Genomic DNA, 18,950 nt, shown 5'->3' with positions numbered 1-18,950 from the left:
GACCCCGTGCGATAATCCCTACGTAATTGCTTGGTGACTTCAATCCGAGCACTCATCGAGACAATGTCCTTATCCATGCGTTCACACTATGGCTTCGCGCTCACGATACGTGAGGCACGACCTGAGCCACGCGCTCAATATCAATAAGGTACGTCGGGGTCTTGGCATCCCGGTCAGACAGAGTAGTGTTGTTTAAGTGAGTATTCTCGATCACTCAGAGACCAATCGCGGGTTTTGGCCGTCCTCGTTATTCACCGACCACTACGAGCTGACCATGCTCGATACGGCGATGGCCTCCGGTGCCGCACATCGACCCAGCATTTTCGAGCTCTTTGCACGACGTTTGCCCGAGGGACGACGTTACGGTGTGGTGGCCGGAACCGGCCGATTCTTAGAAGGCCTGAAGCACTTTCGTTTCACGGACGCCGAGCTTGGTTTTCTCTCCGACCACCGGGTCGTTACCGATCAAACCTTAGCGTGGCTGGCCGATTTCACGTTTTCGGGCACCATTTACGGTTATCCCGAAGGCGAAGTGTATTTCCCGCACTCCCCCATCTTGCAGGTTGAGGCCACCTTCGCCGAGGCTTGCCTGCTGGAAACCTACGCCCTGTCTATTTTGAACTACGATTCCGCCGTGGCCTCGGCGGCCTCGCGAATGGTGCGGGCTGCCGGGGGGCGCCCCTGTATTGAAATGGGGTCCCGGCGTACCCACGAGGAATCTGCTGTGGCCGCCGCTCGGGCTGCCTATGTGGCTGGATTCGGTTCCACCTCGAACCTGGAAGCCGGTGTCCGCTACGGTATTCCGACCGGAGGTACCGCGGCACACTCGTTGACCTTGCTACACGACACCGAGCGCGAGGCCTTCCAGGCTCAGGTCGACACGCTCGGTCCGGACACCACCTTGTTGGTGGATACCTACGATATTGCGCAAGGAGTCCGCACCGCCGTGGAGGTGGCCGGTCCCGGATTAGGCAAGGTCCGGATTGACTCCGGTGATCTGATTGAGCAGGCCCACTCGGTGCGCGAATTGCTCGATGAGCTGGGCAATACCGACACCGGAATCATGGTCACCTCGGATCTGGACGAATACGCCATCGCCGGATTGCGCTCGGCTCCGGTGAGTGCTTATGGGGTGGGCACCAAGCTGGTCACCGGCTCCGGGGCACCCACCGCCTCCATGGTTTATAAGCTCACTGCCCGGGCCGCCGACGATGGATCGTGGCATAATGTGGCTAAAGCCTCCCAGGGGAAGAAATCGGTGGGTGGCCGGAAGTATGCGGCCCGCCAGCTAACTCCTAGCGGAGTGGCCGCCGCTGAGTTGCTCAGCGTGGATGAACCTATCACATCCGATCAGACCCATCGAGATGTGGTCGTCAAGCTCGTTGATCACGGTGAGATTGACGAACGCTATATCGGTCAAGCCGGTGTGCAGCGGGCTGTCGCCCGGCACCGTAAGTCCCTGGCTGAACTCCCCCGGACGGCCTTCCGTTTACAAGCCGGAGACCCAGTCATTCCGTCACTATTCCAGGAGATTGACTTCCCCCGGGACAGATAGGATATGCTAGCTCAGCATCGTCACAACGCACCTCTCGATCCAAAGGAACATAAGACCATGCGTGCATTGGTGATCGTGGACGTCCAGAAAGACTTCTGCGAGGGCGGTACATTAGCCGTCGAAGGTGGTAATGCCACCGCAACCAAGATTTCAGAATTCCTGGAGAAAGCTCATTCACAATACGATGCCGTCGTCGCCACCCGCGACTGGCACGTGGAACCGGGCCCACATTTCGCCCAGAACAACGACGAGGAACCCAACTTCAGTGACACCTGGCCGGTTCACTGTGTGGCCGGAACCGAAGGTGCTGAACTCAGCGACTACCTCGACACCGACCATATCCAGGCCGAGTTCCTCAAGGGCCGTTACGACGACGGCTACTCCGCGTTTGAGGGGCTGTTGGGCCAGCCCGATGAAGTTCGGTCGGACGCTCCCACCGGTAACGCCGGCCCCTATGGCGCCACCGCCGCAGCAGCCAGCGCCGTGGAAGATGGTGCACCGGATCTCAATGCGTGGCTGGCCGAACGCGATATTGAAACCGTGCACATCGTCGGCATTGCCACCGACCACTGCGTGCTAGCCACGGCCCTGGACGCCGTCGATGCCGGCTACGATGTCAAGGTTTTGGCAGATTTGTGCGCCGGTGTTGATCCGGCGGAGTCCGAAGACGCTTTCTCGGAAATGGAAGATGCCGGATGCCACGTCGGTCGGTGCCGGGCCATTCTGGCTCACTAAAACCGGTACCGAGGCCAGCCTGAATGCTGGCACCAGCTTGCGATAAACCTCTCGTCAGCCACCGAGCCCACTGATCCCGGGACGGTGGATGCCGGGAGGTTTATTTCTTGCCCACAAACCATTTTTGCAAGGTATTAATGCGGGTTTGTAATTGTTCTCGGGAGGCCTGGGCCACCGCAGGGCCTCCGGAGATCTCTCGCAACCGGTTATGGATCACCCCGTGTGGAGTACCACTGCGGGCAGCCCAGGCAGACACCATCGAGGAGAGCTTTTTCCGGAGTTCTTTCATCTGTCGGTGGTCAACCACCGCTGGATCCTGGGAGGATGTCGTGGACTTGGCGGGCCGGTTTTTCAGGTGATTGGCCTGGTGCTGTTTGAGCAGGATTGAGACTTGTTCGGCATCGAGCAGACCTGGGATGCCGAGGAAATCGAGTTCTTCGGCAGATCCCACGGCTGCTCCCGCACCAAATTCGCCTCCATCGAACAGGACCTTGTCAAAAGCAGCGTCGGATTCCAAGGCACGGAAGGTGCCTTCGGTCAGACGTGACGAGGCCGACTCCTGTCGGTTCGCTTCCTTCAGTTCTCGTTCTTCGGCGGCCTCCTCAAGATTCTCCACTTCCACGGCGCCGGTGACTTGAAGGGCGTGGTCACGTTCTGTTTCCAGCTCATTGGCCAATGCCATCAGCTTCGGCACCGAAGGCAAAAACACCGAGGCGGTCTCACCGCGCTTACGTGAGCGCACGAAACGTCCCACCGCCTGAGCGAAAAACATCGGCGTGGACGTGGAGGTGGCATACACCCCCACACACAGTCGCGGCACATCCACCCCCTCGGACACCATGCGCACAGCCACCATCCAGCGCTGATCGGAGGTCGCGAAGCTCTCGATCTTCTCCGAGGCCGTCGGGTCATCGGAGAGAACCGTGGTCACCGGTTCGCCACACACCGCCTGAAGTTGGGCTGCATAGGCCCGGGCGTCCTCATGGTCGGTGGCAATAACCAGTCCTCCGGCGTCGGGCACGTTGCGACGAACTTCGCTGAGACGACGATCGGCGGCTTTGAGCACCGAGGGGATCCACTGTCCCTCGGGGTTCAGTGCGGTGCGCCATGCCGATTGAGTCATGTCCTTCGTGGCAGCTTCACCCAGCTGGGCTTCCATCACTTCGCCGGTTGATGTTTGCCAGCGCATCTGCCCGGAATAGGCCATGAAAATCACGGGACGCACCACATGGTCTTTCAGCGCTGGCCCGTACCCGTAGGTGTAATCAGCCTGCGACCGCAGCACTCCATCCCCCTGATCGGCGTAGCGCACGAAGGGAATCTGGGCGTCATCGGAACGGAAAGGAGTACCGGTCAGTGACAGTCTGCGCGTGGCGGGTTCGAACGCCTCTTTGATGCTGTCGCCCCAACTGAGTGCGTCACCGCCGTGGTGGACCTCATCGAGAATGACCAGCGTGCGGGCTGCTTCGGTGCGGTTACGGTGCAAAACCGGTTTTTGGGCCACCTGAGCGTAGGTCAGGGCCACACCCATATATTCTCTTCCGTGATGCCCATCGGAATTCTTGAAGTTCGGGTCAATGGCCAACCCGATACGAGCCGCAGAATCGGCCCACTGCTTCTTCAAGTGTTCGGTCGGTGCCACCACCGTCATCCGGGAGATCACCCCGGATTCTTTCAACATTTTGGCCACGCGCAACGCGAAAGTGGTTTTGCCCGCACCCGGAGTAGCCACGGTGAGAAAGTCTTTGTGCGGGGCCGAGAAATACTGTTCTAGCGCCTCTTGCTGCCACTGGCGCAGTTTCGAGGCGGTGCCCCATGCAGCGCGTTTCGGCAGAGCAGGGGGGAGATCTTCTCCAATCTGGAATAACGCATCAGGTTGCTCACTCACTGATTGGCTCCTCCCCGGCCTGTATGTCCCCTACGGTTGTGTCTGCTGTGTTCGTGCTGTGTCATCTCACCGGTGGCTAGACCAGCAACGCGGCCGGCACCACGACAAAAGCTACCCGAAGACACAGCGTGCTCGGGTAGCTTTGACGGTCCGGTTCTGTCGGAGTTTATTTCTTGCCGCGCCCGAATCCGAAGAATCCGCGGCCACCGCGGCCCTGACCGGACTCAGCATCCCCGGACTCCATACCTTCCCAGATTTCCAGGCAAGACGGGCACATCGGGAACCGCTCTGGATCCCGTGAGGGGACCCAGACCTTGCCGCACAATGCGACCACCGGGGTGCCGTTGATCATGGCATCGGCAAGCTTATCTTTCGGCACGAAGTGTTTAAAACGTTCGTGGTCCCCGGGTTCGGTCGCTTGGCGCTGTTCTTCGCGTTCCAGCACACCCGTTGACCCACCGCTGAGATCCTGCTCGGGATCCACGGAAGAGTTCAGCACGGATATCGTCTCAAAAGTCATGCCTCTATTCTAACCCTCATCACGCCCACGGGTCGCGTTCCGAGGATCCGCTCATGGCCTCGACCGGTATCTAGCCACCCCGGTCTAGAACAAGGCCATCGCCAATTTCTTCCGAGACTCTCCCACGCGCGGGTCGTGATCGCCGACGATCTGATACAACTCGACCAGGTGTGCCCGGGCCGTCTCCCGGTCGTCACCAAAGTGGGAGGCAATAAATTTCACCAGACGGGTGAAGGCGTCCTCGACGTGACCTCCCAGCAGATCCAGATCGGCCACATCGATCTGGGCCTGGACGGCATCGGGATTCTCGGCTGCTGCGGTGCGGACCTGTTGGGCATCCATTGACTCGGTGCGTTGCAACAATTCGACGCGGGCCACCCCGGCTTTGGCGTGCTCGTCCCGGGGGTTTTGTTCCAAGACCCGCTGATAGGCCGCGATTGCACCGTGATAATCGCCGGCGGCAACAGCATCTTCGGCCTCTTGCAAATGCGGTGGCAGGTGTCCTTCAGCGTCGGCTTCGGCTGCCACCAGTGGAGGAACTGAGCCCGACAGACCGTTTTGGACTGCTACCGCGTTCAATTCATCCAACAGAGCCTTGATCTGCTCAGCAGGAGCCGGGGCATTGAGTAGCGGCATCGCTTGCCCGCCCAGAATGGCCAATACCATCGGAGCTTGGGCACCACCGAAGGCCTGCAAAATTTCGGGGTGCGTGTCGACGTTGACACGACCGGCGGCAATGCGTCCGGCGCGCGCATCGATTTCTGGAACCAGAGCCTGGTCAATCTGTGCCGAAACATCATCGGTGGCCGAACGAGCCAGGTGAATGATGACCGGAACCTGATTGGTATGCTCCAACAATTGTTGCAGACCCTGCTGATCCATATCAGTCAGCACCCAGCTGGCCTCCGATCCACCATCCGCTCCCCCAGCGGGCGAACCGGGGCTCTGTTGCTGTAGTTGCGTCAGATCAACGGCTCCGCGCGATTGGGCGGGGGTGGCACCGGTGGATTCGGTCATCTGCAGGAACTCCTGTCGTCGGGGATTATTGCCCGTGGACACCCTGGGGCCACGAGACTCGATCACGTTCTGGGCTCAGTCTACTCACTGCTGGTTTCTGACAGCGATGAGGAATACCCCACGAGCTGAATTTCACCCTCAGCCGGAATCAGCAGTGCCAGCTGTTCGCGGTACTTGAGTCGTACCTCGGTACTGTAGGTCCCCGCAGCGTCTTCCTCCGCTGTGGCTTCCTCGTCAGCGTTGTCAGAGTCGTCCAGCCCGGCAGCTACCTTGCCCACATTCACGGTGCCACCCTCTTCGGGAGTAAATGTCGTGGTCGACGAGCCCGCCCCCATCACCAACACCGAACCATCACTGAGTTTCAGTGCGGTCATCGACTCGTTATACAGGCTCCGCGTGTGAGAGACCTCAGTATTATTCTCCGACTGGGCGTCAACCTCTTGGCTTTGCAACTCATGAATTGCTTCGGTGTAGGCGTTATCGGCGACCCTGTCGGCTGCATCAGCCTCAGGGTCATCGAGATAGGCCACCACATCGGTCAAGGCATCCTTGGGTGAGGCCACCGCACCGGCGTCCTCATCCTCGGCTAATTCGGTCACGTCGGTATCGGTCAGGTCACCGGCCGGAATCTCCACACCGTCCAAGACCGGGGTATTCGCCACCAGCTGGTACTGTTCTCGGGCCGAGGGTTGAGTCAACGTCAATAATTGCGGGTATTGCGAGTCCTCATCGCTTTGCCCAGGCTCTGCGCCGGTGAGCACCATCATGGTGCGCGGGAACTGCTCCTCGGGTTCCATCCAGGCCCGTTGTATTGAGTCCTCCGAAATCGGAACAGGCGAGGAAACCTCTTCATCAATACCTCGGTTGCGATAAATTTCAGAGCGCATGGTGCGAGCTTGGGCCTGCACTCGGTGACCGAGATCCTCGACGTTTTCGGAGGCGTCACCTTTTTCGACCGCAGAATTGATCCGTCCCAGGATGGTCTCGAGCTGATCCGGGAAGACCACCGGAACCACGGCGTCCTCGGGCACCGCGGAGGCATCCTCATCAATCTGTGACTCCACCGGAGCATTATCGGGTTCCTCGGTGTTTTCTGCCTGTGCGGTGAGCACCGAGGTGGTTGCCAGGATCATGCTGGTGATCACCAGCACAGCACTCACTCGGCCCAGGGTCGAGATCGATCCGGACCCTGATTCACCCGCAGCTGGCACCTGCGCCTGCTCACGAGCCGGGGCACGGCCAGCAGCACGGCGTCCCGAAGGCTTTTTCTTCGCCTTGGACCGGAAACTCACCAGCGCCCAGATCAACAAGATCAGCCCGATCAGCACCAGTACTACGCCGATCACCATCAGCGGAGTGACCCACGGCGATTCGGTCTCATCCGTCGCCCAGGTGACCGACAGCTCGGTGGGAGCAGGGGTGGTGCCATCGGTAGCAACTAACAGTGCCCAATCGCCTTCTTCCGGGGCGGCCCAGCGCTGAGTGACTTCACCCTCCACGGTCTGGGTAGCCATCCACAGATCAGAATTGACCGGATTGGGAACCTCAGATTCCCCCTCCACGGTTTCAACAGTCACCACCGGGTCGTCGCCGGAGTCGTCGATACCAGTGATCTCGGTGTGAGCAGCATCGCCAACCCAGGCATCAATATCCCGGCGCTGCCCCAGCATTAAGGTGAACTCGCCCTCACCGGTGAGCGTATATTCCGCCGTCTCATCGTCTTCCACCTCAATACCGGGGGTAATGATTGTCAGCGGCGCTTCCGAGTCGGGGGCCTCGATGCTGGCGGTTCTCTCCTCTGGTGGGGACCAGACGGTCTGCAACCCAACGGATACCACCATCGAGGCGATTCCGAGCACCAGAGACAAAATACCGAAAAAAACTTTCACCTTGATCTCTTCCAGATCTCTGAACGGTCACGACAGTTCCACTTAGTTTAGCGTGGATCCATCCCTAGCGAACGCACCTGCTTACCCAACACGTCGGCATCGGACACCGGTAAGGTACTGTGCACAGCCGTTGCCGTAGCGTACCGTATGAACCGTGAATCCCGAAGAGTCCGCCTCATCCTCCCAGCGCCCCGGGCTGCTCGGCCGCCTGAAATCCGGCGTTCGATCCGTGCGCGATCGATTGCCGTCACGGCCACCCCGACCACGATTTACGGTGGATGATCCTCCCGCTACATCGCAACCGGAGTCAGGCTCTACTCCCACCGAGACCGAGACCGAGGCCTTACCCACCTATAGCGCCCGTCCCATCCAGACCGGTTTCATGGTGACCATCGGGGTCGGCATCGCCTTAGCGCTGTACTGGGTCCTGTCCAATAACTGGCAACTGGTGGTGTGGATTCTGGCCGCATTGTTCATCACCCTGGGCCTGGACCCGGTGGTGCGCAAGATCGTCCACTGGGGCGCACCCCGCTCGGTGGGTGTGTTGATCGCGGTGGTGTTACTTTTGGCGGTCTTTGCCCTGCTGATGTGGATTCTGATCCCCACCGTGGTCACCCAAACTGCTGATTTCATCCAGCAGATCCCTCAGCTGGTCACCGACTTCTTAGAATCGGACATCTTCCAACGATTGGATGACCAATTTGATCTGAGGAGTACCGCGTTCACCGAACTGAATCGTTTTGTCAGTAACACCGATAATGTCACTCGACTCGCCGGTGGCCTCTTCGGGGTCGGTACCGCGATCATCAACACGGGTTTCTCGGTGCTGATTGTGATCGTTCTCACGCTGTATTTTTTGGTTTCCCTGCCCTCGATTAAGTTCTGGGCCCACCGCTTGGTCCCCTACAGCCGGCGTCGTCGTACCGAGGAACTATCGGAAAAAATCACCCGGTCCGTCGGCAATTACGTGATCGGTCAAACGGTTGTGGCCACCTTGAACGGTATTGTCGCCTTCACCGCGGTGAGCATTGCCGGGCTTCCCTTTTCGGCCTTGTTGGCCACCTTCGCCGGGTTCATGGCGTTCATCCCTCTGGTCGGGGCGGTGATCGGTGGCACCGTGATTACTCTGCTGGCGTTGCTGACCGGCTGGCAATCAGCTTTGATCTTCGCCATCATCTACTTCATCTATCTACAGGTCGAGGCCTACCTGGTCTCACCGAGAGTGATGCGACGGGCGGTTTCCATCCCGTCCTCGGTTGCGGTGATTGCCGTGATCGCCGGAGGCTCATTGCTGGGCGTGCTGGGCGCGCTGATGGCCATTCCGATTGCCGCAGCGATCATGACGCTGATCAAAGAGGTGCTCATCCCTCGGCAAGATGCGCACTAAAGTCCGAGATCCTGGCGACGATTTGTCCAACACGCTCGGTGCCAGTGCCGACGGTATTCCCCGGCCTGTTCATCGCCCATAATCCAATCCGCCCGCCAGGCCACCACGTGGGCTTGACCGGTCGGAATCTGGCGGAGACATCCCGGGCAGGTATAAGTCTTCACGGCCCGCCACGACGGAATCTCGCGCACATGCCAGTCCCCGCTGGCACTGTGTTCCAGCCGATAATTCGGGTCCAGCCCTTTCATTCCCCACTCTGGGCGATGCCCGTGTTGCTTGGTACGCTTGGCACCCCGGCCAGACTTGTGGCGCTGAGACTGGCGCGGGCGGTTTCTGCGGGGCACGGTGCCCATTGTGTCATATTCACCCGTGCGCGCCCAGCGCCGCCAGCTCTGCCGACTCGTGCAGGCGGTGGCCCCGCGGTACACTGGCCTGCGTGCGCTTAGTAATTGCCGAATGCTCCGTGATCTACCAGGGTCGGCTCCGTGCCTATCTGCCCCGGGCTAAACGTGTGCTGATGCTCAAAGCCGACGGCTCCGTCCTCGTCCATTCCGACGGGGGAAGCTATAAACCGCTCAATTGGATGTCTCCGCCAGCAACACTCCGCCCGACCCCGGTCAACGACACGCAGCGAGAAGAAGGCATCCAACAGATCTGGACAGTGCAGTCAACTAAGTCCGACGACCGGCTCCTGATCCACCTCTACGAGGTCCTCGATGACCACACCTACGAATTAGGCCACGACCCGGGCTTGGAAAAAGACGGGGTCGAGGCCGATTTGCAACGCCTGCTGGCCGAACAGATCGACACCTTAGGCCCGGGACACACACTGGTCCGGCGCGAGTATATGACAGCCATTGGACCGATCGATATTGTCGCGAAATCCCCCCACGGAACCACCGTGGCCGTGGAGCTGAAACGCCGGGGAGATATAGACGGTGTGGAACAACTTACCCGGTATGTGGAGCTACTCAACCGTGACCCACTCTTGGCCCCGGTCGAAGGCGTCTTTGCTGCCCAACTGATCAAACCGCAGGCTCGGGTGCTGGCCGAAGACCGTGGCTTCCGCTGTGTCACTCTCGACTACGACGCAATGCGAGGCGTCGACGATGCCGAATCCCGCCTTTTCTAACGCCACCTCTCAACACGAATCAGCTCAGCACGGAGTGGCTGACGGCCATATTCACGGCTTTGCGGGCGTGGATTTTGCGACCTCTCCGCTCGAGCGCGTTCTGGACTGCATCCAACACCTGAACGACCGCGGAACCCGGCATATCATCGCAACATTACCCACCATGGCCCCGCAGGCACTGCTCCGCCGGGTAGTCCAGCTCGCCCCCCTGGTCGACCGTCAACAGCTAGCCGGTCTTCATCTCGAAGGACCTTTTCTCAGCCCTGCAGCAGCCGGAGCGCATCCGCCGGCGTTGCTATTGGCCGGTGACCAGCCCGAGGCCCGCGAACTGCTGAATCAGCTCGAGGTGATTCAGCAGCGTGCTCACCGGCCGGTGACCAACATGACAATTGCTCCCGAGCTTCCCGGCGCCCAAGAAGTGATCGACCGTCTGCTGGCCATGGGAATTTCGCCGAGTCTTGGGCACACGGCCTGTTCGGAGCGGGAGTTTGTGGCCGCTTGTGAGCGGATCACAGACAAGCTGCACGCACCGGTGCGTATCACGCACCTGTTCAACGCGATGCCGAGGTTCCACCATCGCGACCCCGGTCTTCTGCCGGCTATCTATCGGCTTGCGACCGGCGGGGAGGCCATCGTGGAACTCATCGCCGATACCCATCACGTTCATCCACGCGCCGTGCAATGGTGCTTTGAACTGTTTGCTGATGCCATCACCTTGGTTTCAGATGCCTCAGCGGCAACCTTTCCCGCTGGTGGTCACACCCGCGCGGAAACAACGGGCTATCATATGGGGCCGATTATGCTTTCCCGCGATCCCCACCGCAATCTTGCGACCGTCGCCGGACACAACACGTTGGCCTCGGGAGCCTGCGATGTTCCCGAACAGCTTCAACGCCTCAGACGGGCCGGAGGGATTCCGGACGCAGAGCTGACCGCTGCCGCGTGTCGGCTCTAAAGCGTGCCCAACGCCGGCCACAGGCTGGGGATGGACAAGGTATGTTTAGAAATACCTGCGACGCTGGACGCGCTCGGGGGCCTCACGCCAGTGACCGATTCCAACAGCTGGCCCGGATTCGTGCCAGGTCGTCAGCTCAGCGCAGTGATCAGCCGAGAGCGCCAGCGTTATCCGGGCTCCAGAGTCCAGGTCCAGTAGTTCCAGGCCAACATCTGAACCGGTGCGGTGGTCACTGGTGTCACGGTGTAGTTCCAAGACGTGGCGAGCCACCGAAAAATACGGTAGGGGCGAGATGGACCACACCGCCAGTACTTCCACGCTGGACTCATGGTACGAGACCACCACGCCTCGGGCCGTCGCCAGCTTCTCGCCCCCAACGGCAGTGAGCGCCTTGGCCGGGAAGGTACCGGGTGTTTTCAGCAGGGTTCGTCGCCGCCAGGCGATGATCCCTAATAACACCAGGCTGATTGCCATCACCAGGACGAAAACCCAGGCCAGCACCAGCACGATCGTCCCTACGCTATCGGCCAAGGCACCTCACTGAGCTGAATGTTCTTCTGCGTTGTGGAGTTAGGCACTCGGTTGTGACTCGTGCAGGCGCGCCTGCGTGGCAGCCAAGGTGACGCGATTTTCGTGAACAGAGAAGAATCCCCCGGATGCCTCTGCCACCACTGCAGACCCGTCGGCGGTCTCCACAACGACTTCACCATCACCCAGCACCGCCAGCATCGGGGTGTGGCCGGGAAGGATCCCGACCTCACCGTCAATGGTGCGAGCCGAGACAGACCGTGCCTGCCCCGACCACACCTGGTGGTCCTCAGCGACGATTTCGACGTTGAGAATATTCTCGTCAGCCATGGATTAGTTTTCCTTCTGAATCTTGGCCCACTCACGTTCCACATCGTCCAAGCCACCGACGTTATAGAAGGCCTGTTCAGCGATGTGGTCCAGGTCGCCATCGCAGATCGCCTTGAAGCCTTCGATGGTGTCCTTGATGGCCACGGTGGAACCGTCAACACCGGTGAACTGCTTCGCCGTGTAGGTGTTCTGCGACAGGAACTGCTCGATCTTCCGCGCACGCATCACGGTGACGCGATCTTCTTCAGACAACTCGTCGATACCTAGAATCGCGATGATGTCTTGCAGTTCCTTGTTCTTCTGCAGAATCTGCTTCACGCGGTTGGCAACCTCGTAGTGATCCTGACCGACATACTGCGGGTCCAGAATACGTGAGGTCGAGGCCAGCGGGTCCACCGCCGGGTACAGACCACGGGAGGCCAGATCACGGGTCAAGTTGGTGGTCGCATCCAGGTGGGCGAACACGTTAGCGGGAGCCGGGTCGGTGTAGTCGTCTGCGGGAACGTAGACCGCCTGCATCGAGGTAATGGAGTGACCGCGGGTGGAGGTAATCCGCTCCTGTAGCACACCCATTTCATCTGCCAGGTTCGGCTGGTAACCCACCGCAGAGGGCATACGACCCAGCAACGTGGAGACCTCGGAACCAGCCTGGGAGAAACGGAAGATGTTGTCGATGAACAACAGCACGTCCTGCTTCTGCACATCGCGGAAGTACTCTGCCATCGTCAGACCGGTCAAGGCCACGCGCAGACGGGTTCCCGGTGGCTCATCCATCTGGCCGAAGACCAGAGCGGTATCTTTGAGCACGTCGGCCTCGTCCATTTCAACCCAGAGATCGTTACCCTCACGTGTCCGCTCACCGACACCGGCGAACACCGAGGTACCACCGAAGTTGCGCGCCACACGGGTAATCATTTCCTGGATCAGCACGGTCTTACCCACACCGGCACCGCCGAACAGACCAATCTTTCCACCCTTGATATAGGGGGTCAGCAGGTCAATGACCTTAATGCCGGTTTCCAGCATTTCGGTCGAACCCTCAAGGTCTGCAATCGGCGGAGCTTGGCGGTGGATCGGCCAGCGCTCGGTTACCTGAAGTTCGGAGGTCGGCACATCCAGCGACTCGCCGAGCACGTTAAAGATATGTCCCTTCACGACGTCGCCAACCGGAACCGAGATCGCAGCCCCGGTGTCCTTCACCTCGGCGCCACGAACCAGACCGTCGGTAGACTGCATCGAAATAGCGCGCACCAGGTTCTCACCTAGGTGCTGGGCAACTTCGAAGGTCACAGTTTGGGTCTTGCCGTCAATCGTAATCTCGGCGGTGAGGGCGTTGTAGATCTCCGGCATAGCGTCAGCTGGGAATTCAGCATCGATCACCGGACCGGTTACTCGAGCAACGCGCCCCACCGCGCCGGCCTGCTGGCCTGTTGCAGTGTCATTAATGGTGGCAGTCATTTCTCTCACTTCACTGGTGGATGGAGTTTAGGTTTTTCGGGTTCGAACTTAGCCCAGAGCGTCTGCACCGGCGATCAGCTCGGTGAGTTCCTGAGTAATGGAAGCCTGGCGTGCATTGTTCATTTCCAACGTGTACTCGCGGATCAAATCCGTGGCGTTGTCTCCAGCCGACTTCATAGCCCGCTGACGCGACGCCAGCTCGGAAGCCGAAGCCTGGAGCATGGCCGAAAAAATACGAGACTCGATGTACTTGGGCAACAACGCGTCCAACACCTGCTCAGGATCGGGCTCGTACTCGTACAGTGGCAACAGCTCAGTTTCTTCGGTGACCTCTTCTTCCACAACTTCCAGCGGCAACAACCGCACGACCGTCGGGACCTGGGAGACCAGCGACCTGAACTCGGTGAACACGACGTGGATCTCGTCGACACCACCTTGATCGGTATCGGTCAGGAAGGCATCAACGAGAGTTTCGCCCACCTCTTTGGCGGTGGAAAATTCTGGGTTGTCGGTGTTACCGGTCCAGAGCTTTTTGTATTCGCGACGACGGAAATCGAAGTAGGCCTGAGCCTTTCGGCCGATCAGGTAAAGATCGGCTTCTTTGTTCTCGGACTTCAACCGCTCTAGCAGTTCCTCGGCGTGCCGTAGTACGTTGGCCGAATAAGCACCGGCCATACCGCGGTCAGCGGCCATGATCAGTACTGCCGACCGGGTGGGATTTTCCACCTCGGAGGTCAGCACGTGATCGATGTCCTGCTGAGAGCTCACCGCAGATACCGCACGAGTAATGGCATTAGCGTACGGAGTCGAAGCAGCCACGCGCTCACGCGCTTTACCAATACGCGAGGTAGCGATCAGCTCCATCGCGTTGAAGATTTTGCGCATGGAACCTGTCGAGGCGATCTTTTGGCGATACACCCGAATGTCAGATGCTGACATGCTTGTCCTTTCTGGCTAACTAGCAAGAGGGTCTGGATTAGACCAGGTGACTAGCTAGCTGTTCAGCGCTTCTGCTTGACGATCTTTTCCTGCGAGATGCTCTCATCGGCCATGGCCTCGTGTTCCTCGTGGCCCGGCTGCACCTGGGAGTCGTTGCCCTGAGCCAGGAAGTTCTTTTTGAAGCTCTCCACCTCGGTCTGCAGCGTATCCAGAATCTCGTCGGACAGCTTGCCAGTTTCGGCGATCTGTGCGGGAACTGAGGTCTGGCGACGCATGTGATCGATGAACTCACGCTCAAAGCGCGACACGTCCTCGACCGGCACCTCGTCCAAGTGGCCCTGCGAGCCGGCCCAGATCGAAACAACCTGGTCTTCCACCGGGTAGGGAGTGTACTGCGGCTGCTTGAGCAACTCCATCAGGCGGGCACCACGGGCCAGCTGACGACGGGTTGCCGGGTCCAGGTCGGAAGCGAACATCGAAAAAGCTTCCATGTCGCGATACTGAGCCAAGTCCAGTTTCAAAGTACCCGAGACCTTCTTCAGTGCCTTGGTCTGAGCGGAACCACCCACGCGCGACACCGAGATACCCACATCAACAGCAGGACGCTGGTTAGCGTTGAACAGATCAGACTGCAAGAAGATCTGGCCGTCGGTAATGGAGATGACGTTGGTCGGAATGAACGCGGAAACGTCGTTCGCTTTGGTTTCCACAATCGGCAGGCCGGTCATGGACCCGCCACCAAGTTCATCGGAGACCTTGGCACAACGTTCCAGCAACCGGGAGTGCAAGTAGAACACGTCACCGGGGTATGCTTCACGTCCCGGAGGACGACGCAACAGCAACGAGACCGCACGGTAAGCATCGGCCTGCTTGGTGAGGTCATCAAAGATAATCAGCACGTGCTTGCCGTTGTACATCCAGTGCTGACCAATAGCGGAACCGGCGTATGGGGCCAGGTACTTAATACCTGCCGGGTCGGATGCCGGGGAGGCCACGATCGTGGTGTATTCCAGTGCGCCGTGCTCTTCAAGGGTCTGGCGAACCGAGGCAATGGTGGAGGCCTTCTGGCCCACGGCTACGTAGATGCAACGGACCTGTTTGGTGGGGTCACCAGACTCCCAGTTGGCCTTCTGGTTCAGGATGGTGTCCACGGCAATCGCGGTCTTACCGGTCTGACGGTCGCCAATGATCAGCTGACGCTGGCCACGGCCAATCGGGATCATCGCGTCAATAGCTTTCATACCGGTCTGAAGGGGCTCTTCCACCGATTTACGCTCGGTCACACCGGGAGCCTGAGCTTCCAGCGGACGAGTGGTCTCCGCGGTGATCTCACCGAGGTTATCGATCGCGTTACCCAGCGGGTCCACCACACGACCGAGGAAGTTGTCGCCGACGGGAACCGAGAGCACCTCGCCGGTCCGACGTACTTCCATACCTTCTTCAATGCCCTGGAATTCACCCAGCACCACCGCACCGATTTCGCGGGGGTCCAGGTTCTGGGCCAGGCCCATCACACCGTTTTCAAAACGTAGTAGCTCGTTGGCCATCGCGGAGGGCAAGCCCTCCACGCGGGCAATTCCGTCAGCAGCTGAAATGACGTAGCCGACTTCAACACGCTCGGTGTCGGAAGGTTCATACGACTCAGCGAACTCGCTGAGGGCATTGCGGACGTCATCAGCGTTGATGGTCAAGTCGGCCATCTGCAGTCCCTGCTCTCTTCATCTCTGGTTGCTCTGCTAGCGGCAACCTCAGGTTGTCAATCTTGTCGAGTGCCGGTCTCAGCCGGCCATTTTTGTCTTGAGATCGTTCAGTCGCGCCGAGATCGAGGAGTCCACGACCTCATCGCCAACCTGAACACGAATACCACCGACCAGCTGTGGATCAACCTCAACGTTGAGAGTCAGCTCGCGGCCAAAGGCTGCGGACAGACCCCGCGCGAGACGATCCTGCTGAGACTGCTGTAGTGGTTTTGCCACCGTGACATCGGCGATCCATCGACGTTGCCGGGTTGCCACTACGTTAGCGAAGTGACGAACCACCGCAGCTGGCTTGGCACCGCGAGGAGCTTCTACCGCTTGGCGGACCAAGGCTTTGGTCTCTTCCCGGGCGTTGACACCCACCAGTTTCACGGCAAGATCGCCACGTGCACTGGCTGGTGCCTGCTGATCCGACAAAGCCCACTGCACCTCGTGGGATTCTTGAATCAGCTGGTCGAAACCCAACAGCTGTTCGGTGAGCTGTTGCAGTCCGGCAAGGCCCTCGCCTTCGGCGGAGGTAGCCGAGGCTTGTGCCGCTGCGGTCTCGATTGCATCGCCGAGTTCGCGTTCTTTCGACCAGCGCTGTCCGACCAGCAATCGCAGCACACCTAACGCGTTCGCGCCGACGTGATCGCTGAAGATACGCTCCACGAGGCCCTGTCGTTTGGTGGATTCTGCGGTAGGGTCAGCCAGGCTACGCCGCAGCGCTCCCTGCTGATCAATCACCCGAAGCGCGGCAAACAGCTCGCGGGCGGTGTCCAGTCCGTTGCTGGTGAGAAAACTCTCTAGCTCGGGACTGATATTGGCCAATGAATCACTCGATGCTAGAGACATCACTCAGTTGCACCTGCACTCGTGGTCGATCCTTGGGCAGCTTCGTTGTTCTCCAGGTCCTCCAGGAACCTGTCGACAACCCGCTGCGAGCGTGCATCATCGTCCAGGGCCTCGCCGACAATCTTGGAGGCCAGGCTGGTTGCCAGAGTACCGACCTCGGCGCGCAACGACGTCACAGCCTGTTGACGCTCGGCAGCAATCTGTACTGATGCTTGTTCGTTAATCCGTGCTGCCTCTTCGCTGGCACGGGTGCGGGATTCCGAAACAATCTGTGCTGCTTCTTCACGGGCGTCTTCCCGGATCTGATGTGCTTCGGCCCGAGCATCCTGGAGCTGCTGCTGATAGTCAGCCATCATGGCGTTGGCTTCAGCTTGAGCTTTCTCGGCCCGTTCCAGACCGCCTTCAATTTCATCAACTCGCTTAGTGTAGGAGGACTCCAGCGCCGGAGCGATGAACTTGACGACGACGAACATCAGCACCAAGAAGCCGGCTGAGGTGACGATGACTTCCCACCAGTTGGGAATTAGCGGGTTTGCACCTTCAGCCGCCGCGATGATCACATTCATACCGTTCATGTGAAAACCATCCTTTGGTGTACGTTCTTGACATTAGTGACCGGTTGACTCGCGACCGGTCGGGATGGTTTGACGGCTACGCGCCGATCACGAAGGCGAAGACCAGTGCCAGAATCGCAAGGGCTTCAGCCAGAGCGAAGCCCAGCAGCGCGATCGGCTGCAGGATACGCTGAGATTCGGGCTGGCGGGCAACGCCGTTGATGTAAGCGGCGAAGATCAGACCCACACCAATGGCGGAGCCGATAGCGGCCAGACCGTAGCCAATCATGTTCAATGAACCATGCAGTTCCATTGTGTTCCTTTCAAGATGCCTTTGTCGGCAGGTTGTGAGGGTTCCCGGCAGGCTCCGATGATTGACCGGTACCAGGAAGTTTTTGAAAGGTGTTTCTCTCACCTGATCGCCCGGATGGACGATAAACCTATGGGGTTATTTTCCTTTCGGCACGCCGTACACTGTGCATACGGTATACCGCAAGCTAGTGTTCGTTCGCGTCGATGGCACCTTGGACGTAAATCGCGGTCAGCAAGGTAAAGACGAATGCCTGCAAGACCATCATCAGCAATTCTAGGAAGTACAGAGCCACCGAACCGACGATGACCAGCACGCCGGTAGCCTGCAGGGCGAGGTTTCCAGTTTCGGTGATGAGATATTCAGCACCGGAACCGGCCAGCATCACAATCATGTGACCCGACAGCATCACGGCCATCAGACGTAGCGAGTGAGTCAGCGGACGGACAATGAAGTTGGAGATGATCTCCAGCGGGACCAGGGCCGGAAGAATCCAGCCGGGAACTCCGGCCGGGACGACAGCCAGCTTGAAGTATGGGAGGCCGTGGCGACGCACACCGGTCGCAATCCAGGTGACGTAGACGATCAACGCCAAGGCATAGGCAGCACCCGCGTGAGAGAAGCTGGGTAACTGCAGGAAGGGGATCGCTCCAAAGAGGTTATTGAAGAGAACAAAGAAGAAGATCGCAAAAAGGAACGGCACCCAGGACTTAAAGTGCTTCTCGCCAATAATGTCGCGCGCGATACCGTTGCGAACGAAGGAATAACCGGATTCGGCCAGGAACTGTGCCTTGCCCGGAACAATGGTGGGCTTGCGCATGGCCAGACCGAAGAAGGCCCAGATCAGCACAATCGAGAGGAGAATCATCAGCATCTGCTTGCCGAAGCCGGTCCCGTATTCGGCCATCCACGGAATAATTTCCGGGAGGTGCGTATCCTCAATCGTGGGAGGCACAAATTCACTTCCGACAGTGGAAGTAGCAAGCACGAGTGGAAGCACGCGAATCCTCTCCTCATAGATCACCACAAGCCAAGGTGTGATGAAGACGGTGTGGTGACGCTGACACAGTCATCGCAACGGCTACCCCGTTGCAGTCCGTAGAACAGCCTATCAAATGAGAGTGGGGTTACGGACACCTGGTCGGGGAATCAACCCAGATTT

The 18,950-nt window shown here is 59.2% G+C and carries 19 protein-coding genes; 5 read left to right on the top strand and 14 right to left on the bottom strand.

Going from position 1 to position 18,950, the window contains the following annotated elements:
* Positions 1-274: 274 nt before the first annotated feature.
* Positions 275-1,555 (top strand): nicotinate phosphoribosyltransferase, encoded by a 1,281-nt coding sequence (locus DCC24_RS04270; RefSeq protein ID WP_110098696.1) that lies wholly within the window; start codon positions 275-277, stop codon positions 1,553-1,555.
* A 57-nt stretch (positions 1,556-1,612) separates the two neighbouring features.
* Positions 1,613-2,290, top strand: coding sequence for an isochorismatase family protein (locus tag DCC24_RS04265; protein WP_110098679.1), 678 nt, complete (start codon positions 1,613-1,615; stop codon positions 2,288-2,290).
* A 100-nt stretch (positions 2,291-2,390) separates the two neighbouring features.
* On the opposite strand, the gene DCC24_RS04260 is transcribed toward DCC24_RS04265, so the two are convergent.
* The 4 genes from DCC24_RS04260 to DCC24_RS04245 all read right to left on the bottom strand — a co-directional run bounded on the left by DCC24_RS04260 (position 2,391) and on the right by DCC24_RS04245 (position 7,604).
* The gene (locus DCC24_RS04260; RefSeq protein WP_110098678.1) at positions 2,391-4,178 is read right to left on the bottom strand and encodes a DEAD/DEAH box helicase; all 1,788 of its coding nucleotides are present in this window, start codon (positions 4,176-4,178) and stop codon (positions 2,391-2,393) included.
* 166 nt (positions 4,179-4,344) lie between these two features.
* Positions 4,345-4,698 carry a DUF3039 domain-containing protein gene (locus DCC24_RS04255; RefSeq protein ID WP_110098677.1) on the bottom strand — a complete coding sequence of 118 codons (354 nt, stop codon included), beginning with the start codon at positions 4,696-4,698 and terminating at the stop codon, positions 4,345-4,347.
* Positions 4,699-4,782: 84 nt separating this feature from the next.
* Entirely contained in the window at positions 4,783-5,715 is a 933-nt protein-coding gene (locus tag DCC24_RS04250; RefSeq protein ID WP_110098676.1) for a co-chaperone YbbN, read from the bottom strand.
* Between the two features lie 80 nt (positions 5,716-5,795).
* Positions 5,796-7,604 (bottom strand): hypothetical protein, encoded by a 1,809-nt coding sequence (locus DCC24_RS04245; protein WP_110098675.1) that lies wholly within the window; start codon positions 7,602-7,604, stop codon positions 5,796-5,798.
* A 154-nt stretch (positions 7,605-7,758) separates the two neighbouring features.
* On the opposite strand from DCC24_RS04245, the gene DCC24_RS04240 reads away from it, so the two are divergent.
* On the top strand, positions 7,759-8,991 hold the full coding sequence (locus tag DCC24_RS04240; RefSeq protein WP_233491974.1) for an AI-2E family transporter: 1,233 nt from the start codon (positions 7,759-7,761) through the stop codon (positions 8,989-8,991).
* Here the strand turns inward: DCC24_RS04240 and DCC24_RS04235 are convergent.
* Positions 8,988-9,335, bottom strand: a complete 348-nt coding sequence (locus DCC24_RS04235; protein ID WP_110098694.1) for a hypothetical protein — start codon at positions 9,333-9,335, stop codon at positions 8,988-8,990. The genes DCC24_RS04240 and DCC24_RS04235 overlap by 4 nt on opposite strands.
* 92 nt (positions 9,336-9,427) lie before the next feature.
* Here DCC24_RS04235 and nucS point away from each other — a divergent pair, with 92 nt between their 5' ends.
* Both nucS and DCC24_RS04225 read left to right on the top strand, forming a co-directional pair.
* Positions 9,428-10,123, top strand: a complete 696-nt coding sequence (gene nucS, locus DCC24_RS04230) for an endonuclease NucS (protein ID WP_110098674.1) — start codon at positions 9,428-9,430, stop codon at positions 10,121-10,123.
* A complete protein-coding gene (locus DCC24_RS04225; protein ID WP_110098673.1) occupies positions 10,101-11,078 on the top strand; it encodes a hypothetical protein in 978 nt (325 codons plus the stop codon). Before nucS ends, DCC24_RS04225 begins: the two co-directional genes overlap by 23 nt.
* Before the next feature lie 45 nt (positions 11,079-11,123).
* On the opposite strand, the gene DCC24_RS04220 is transcribed toward DCC24_RS04225, so the two are convergent.
* The 9 genes from DCC24_RS04220 to atpB all read right to left on the bottom strand — a co-directional run bounded on the left by DCC24_RS04220 (position 11,124) and on the right by atpB (position 18,788).
* Complete coding sequence (locus DCC24_RS04220) at positions 11,124-11,609, bottom strand: DUF2550 family protein (protein ID WP_110098672.1); 486 nt, start codon at positions 11,607-11,609, stop codon at positions 11,124-11,126.
* Between the two features lie 39 nt (positions 11,610-11,648).
* Positions 11,649-11,936, bottom strand: coding sequence for a F0F1 ATP synthase subunit epsilon (locus tag DCC24_RS04215; RefSeq protein ID WP_110098671.1), 288 nt, complete (start codon positions 11,934-11,936; stop codon positions 11,649-11,651).
* A 3-nt stretch (positions 11,937-11,939) separates the two neighbouring features.
* A complete protein-coding gene (atpD, locus tag DCC24_RS04210) occupies positions 11,940-13,394 on the bottom strand; it encodes a F0F1 ATP synthase subunit beta (RefSeq protein WP_110098670.1) in 1,455 nt (484 codons plus the stop codon).
* Positions 13,395-13,442: 48 nt separating this feature from the next.
* Positions 13,443-14,333: a F0F1 ATP synthase subunit gamma gene (locus tag DCC24_RS04205; RefSeq protein ID WP_110098669.1), complete on the bottom strand. Its 891-nt coding sequence runs from the start codon at positions 14,331-14,333 to the stop codon at positions 13,443-13,445.
* A 62-nt stretch (positions 14,334-14,395) separates the two neighbouring features.
* A complete protein-coding gene (gene atpA, locus DCC24_RS04200) occupies positions 14,396-16,033 on the bottom strand; it encodes a F0F1 ATP synthase subunit alpha (RefSeq protein WP_110098668.1) in 1,638 nt (545 codons plus the stop codon).
* Between the two features lie 78 nt (positions 16,034-16,111).
* Positions 16,112-16,924, bottom strand: a complete 813-nt coding sequence (locus tag DCC24_RS04195; protein WP_110098667.1) for a F0F1 ATP synthase subunit delta — start codon at positions 16,922-16,924, stop codon at positions 16,112-16,114.
* On the bottom strand, positions 16,924-17,499 hold the full coding sequence (locus DCC24_RS04190; protein ID WP_110098666.1) for a F0F1 ATP synthase subunit B: 576 nt from the start codon (positions 17,497-17,499) through the stop codon (positions 16,924-16,926). Before DCC24_RS04190 ends, DCC24_RS04195 begins: the two co-directional genes overlap by 1 nt.
* Before the next feature lie 76 nt (positions 17,500-17,575).
* The gene (locus DCC24_RS04185; RefSeq protein WP_110098665.1) at positions 17,576-17,791 is read right to left on the bottom strand and encodes a F0F1 ATP synthase subunit C; all 216 of its coding nucleotides are present in this window, start codon (positions 17,789-17,791) and stop codon (positions 17,576-17,578) included.
* A gap of 184 nt (positions 17,792-17,975) precedes the next feature.
* Positions 17,976-18,788: a F0F1 ATP synthase subunit A gene (atpB, locus tag DCC24_RS04180; protein WP_110098664.1), complete on the bottom strand. Its 813-nt coding sequence runs from the start codon at positions 18,786-18,788 to the stop codon at positions 17,976-17,978.
* Between the last annotated feature and the right edge of the window lie 162 nt (positions 18,789-18,950).

This window comes from Auritidibacter sp. NML100628, assembly GCF_003185985.1.
GTDB classification, from domain to species: Bacteria; Actinomycetota; Actinomycetes; order Actinomycetales; family Micrococcaceae; genus Auritidibacter; species Auritidibacter ignavus.
This window is presented reverse-complemented; position numbering and strand designations above follow the sequence as displayed.

Coding starts and splice junctions, on each gene's coding strand:
- DCC24_RS04270 (WP_110098696.1), top strand. CDS start 275: ATGCTCGATACGGCGATGGCCTCCGGTGCCGCACATCGACCCAGCATT.
- DCC24_RS04265 (WP_110098679.1), top strand. CDS start 1,613: ATGCGTGCATTGGTGATCGTGGACGTCCAGAAAGACTTCTGCGAGGGC.
- DCC24_RS04255 (WP_110098677.1), bottom strand. CDS start 4,698: ATGACTTTTGAGACGATATCCGTGCTGAACTCTTCCGTGGATCCCGAG.
- DCC24_RS04250 (WP_110098676.1), bottom strand. CDS start 5,715: ATGACCGAATCCACCGGTGCCACCCCCGCCCAATCGCGCGGAGCCGTT.
- DCC24_RS04225 (WP_110098673.1), top strand. CDS start 10,101: ATGCCGAATCCCGCCTTTTCTAACGCCACCTCTCAACACGAATCAGCT.
- DCC24_RS04215 (WP_110098671.1), bottom strand. CDS start 11,936: ATGGCTGACGAGAATATTCTCAACGTCGAAATCGTCGCTGAGGACCAC.
- atpD (WP_110098670.1), bottom strand. CDS start 13,394: ATGACTGCCACCATTAATGACACTGCAACAGGCCAGCAGGCCGGCGCG.
- DCC24_RS04205 (WP_110098669.1), bottom strand. CDS start 14,333: ATGTCAGCATCTGACATTCGGGTGTATCGCCAAAAGATCGCCTCGACA.
- atpA (WP_110098668.1), bottom strand. CDS start 16,033: ATGGCCGACTTGACCATCAACGCTGATGACGTCCGCAATGCCCTCAGC.
- DCC24_RS04195 (WP_110098667.1), bottom strand. CDS start 16,924: ATGTCTCTAGCATCGAGTGATTCATTGGCCAATATCAGTCCCGAGCTA.
- DCC24_RS04190 (WP_110098666.1), bottom strand. CDS start 17,499: ATGAACGGTATGAATGTGATCATCGCGGCGGCTGAAGGTGCAAACCCG.
- DCC24_RS04185 (WP_110098665.1), bottom strand. CDS start 17,791: ATGGAACTGCATGGTTCATTGAACATGATTGGCTACGGTCTGGCCGCT.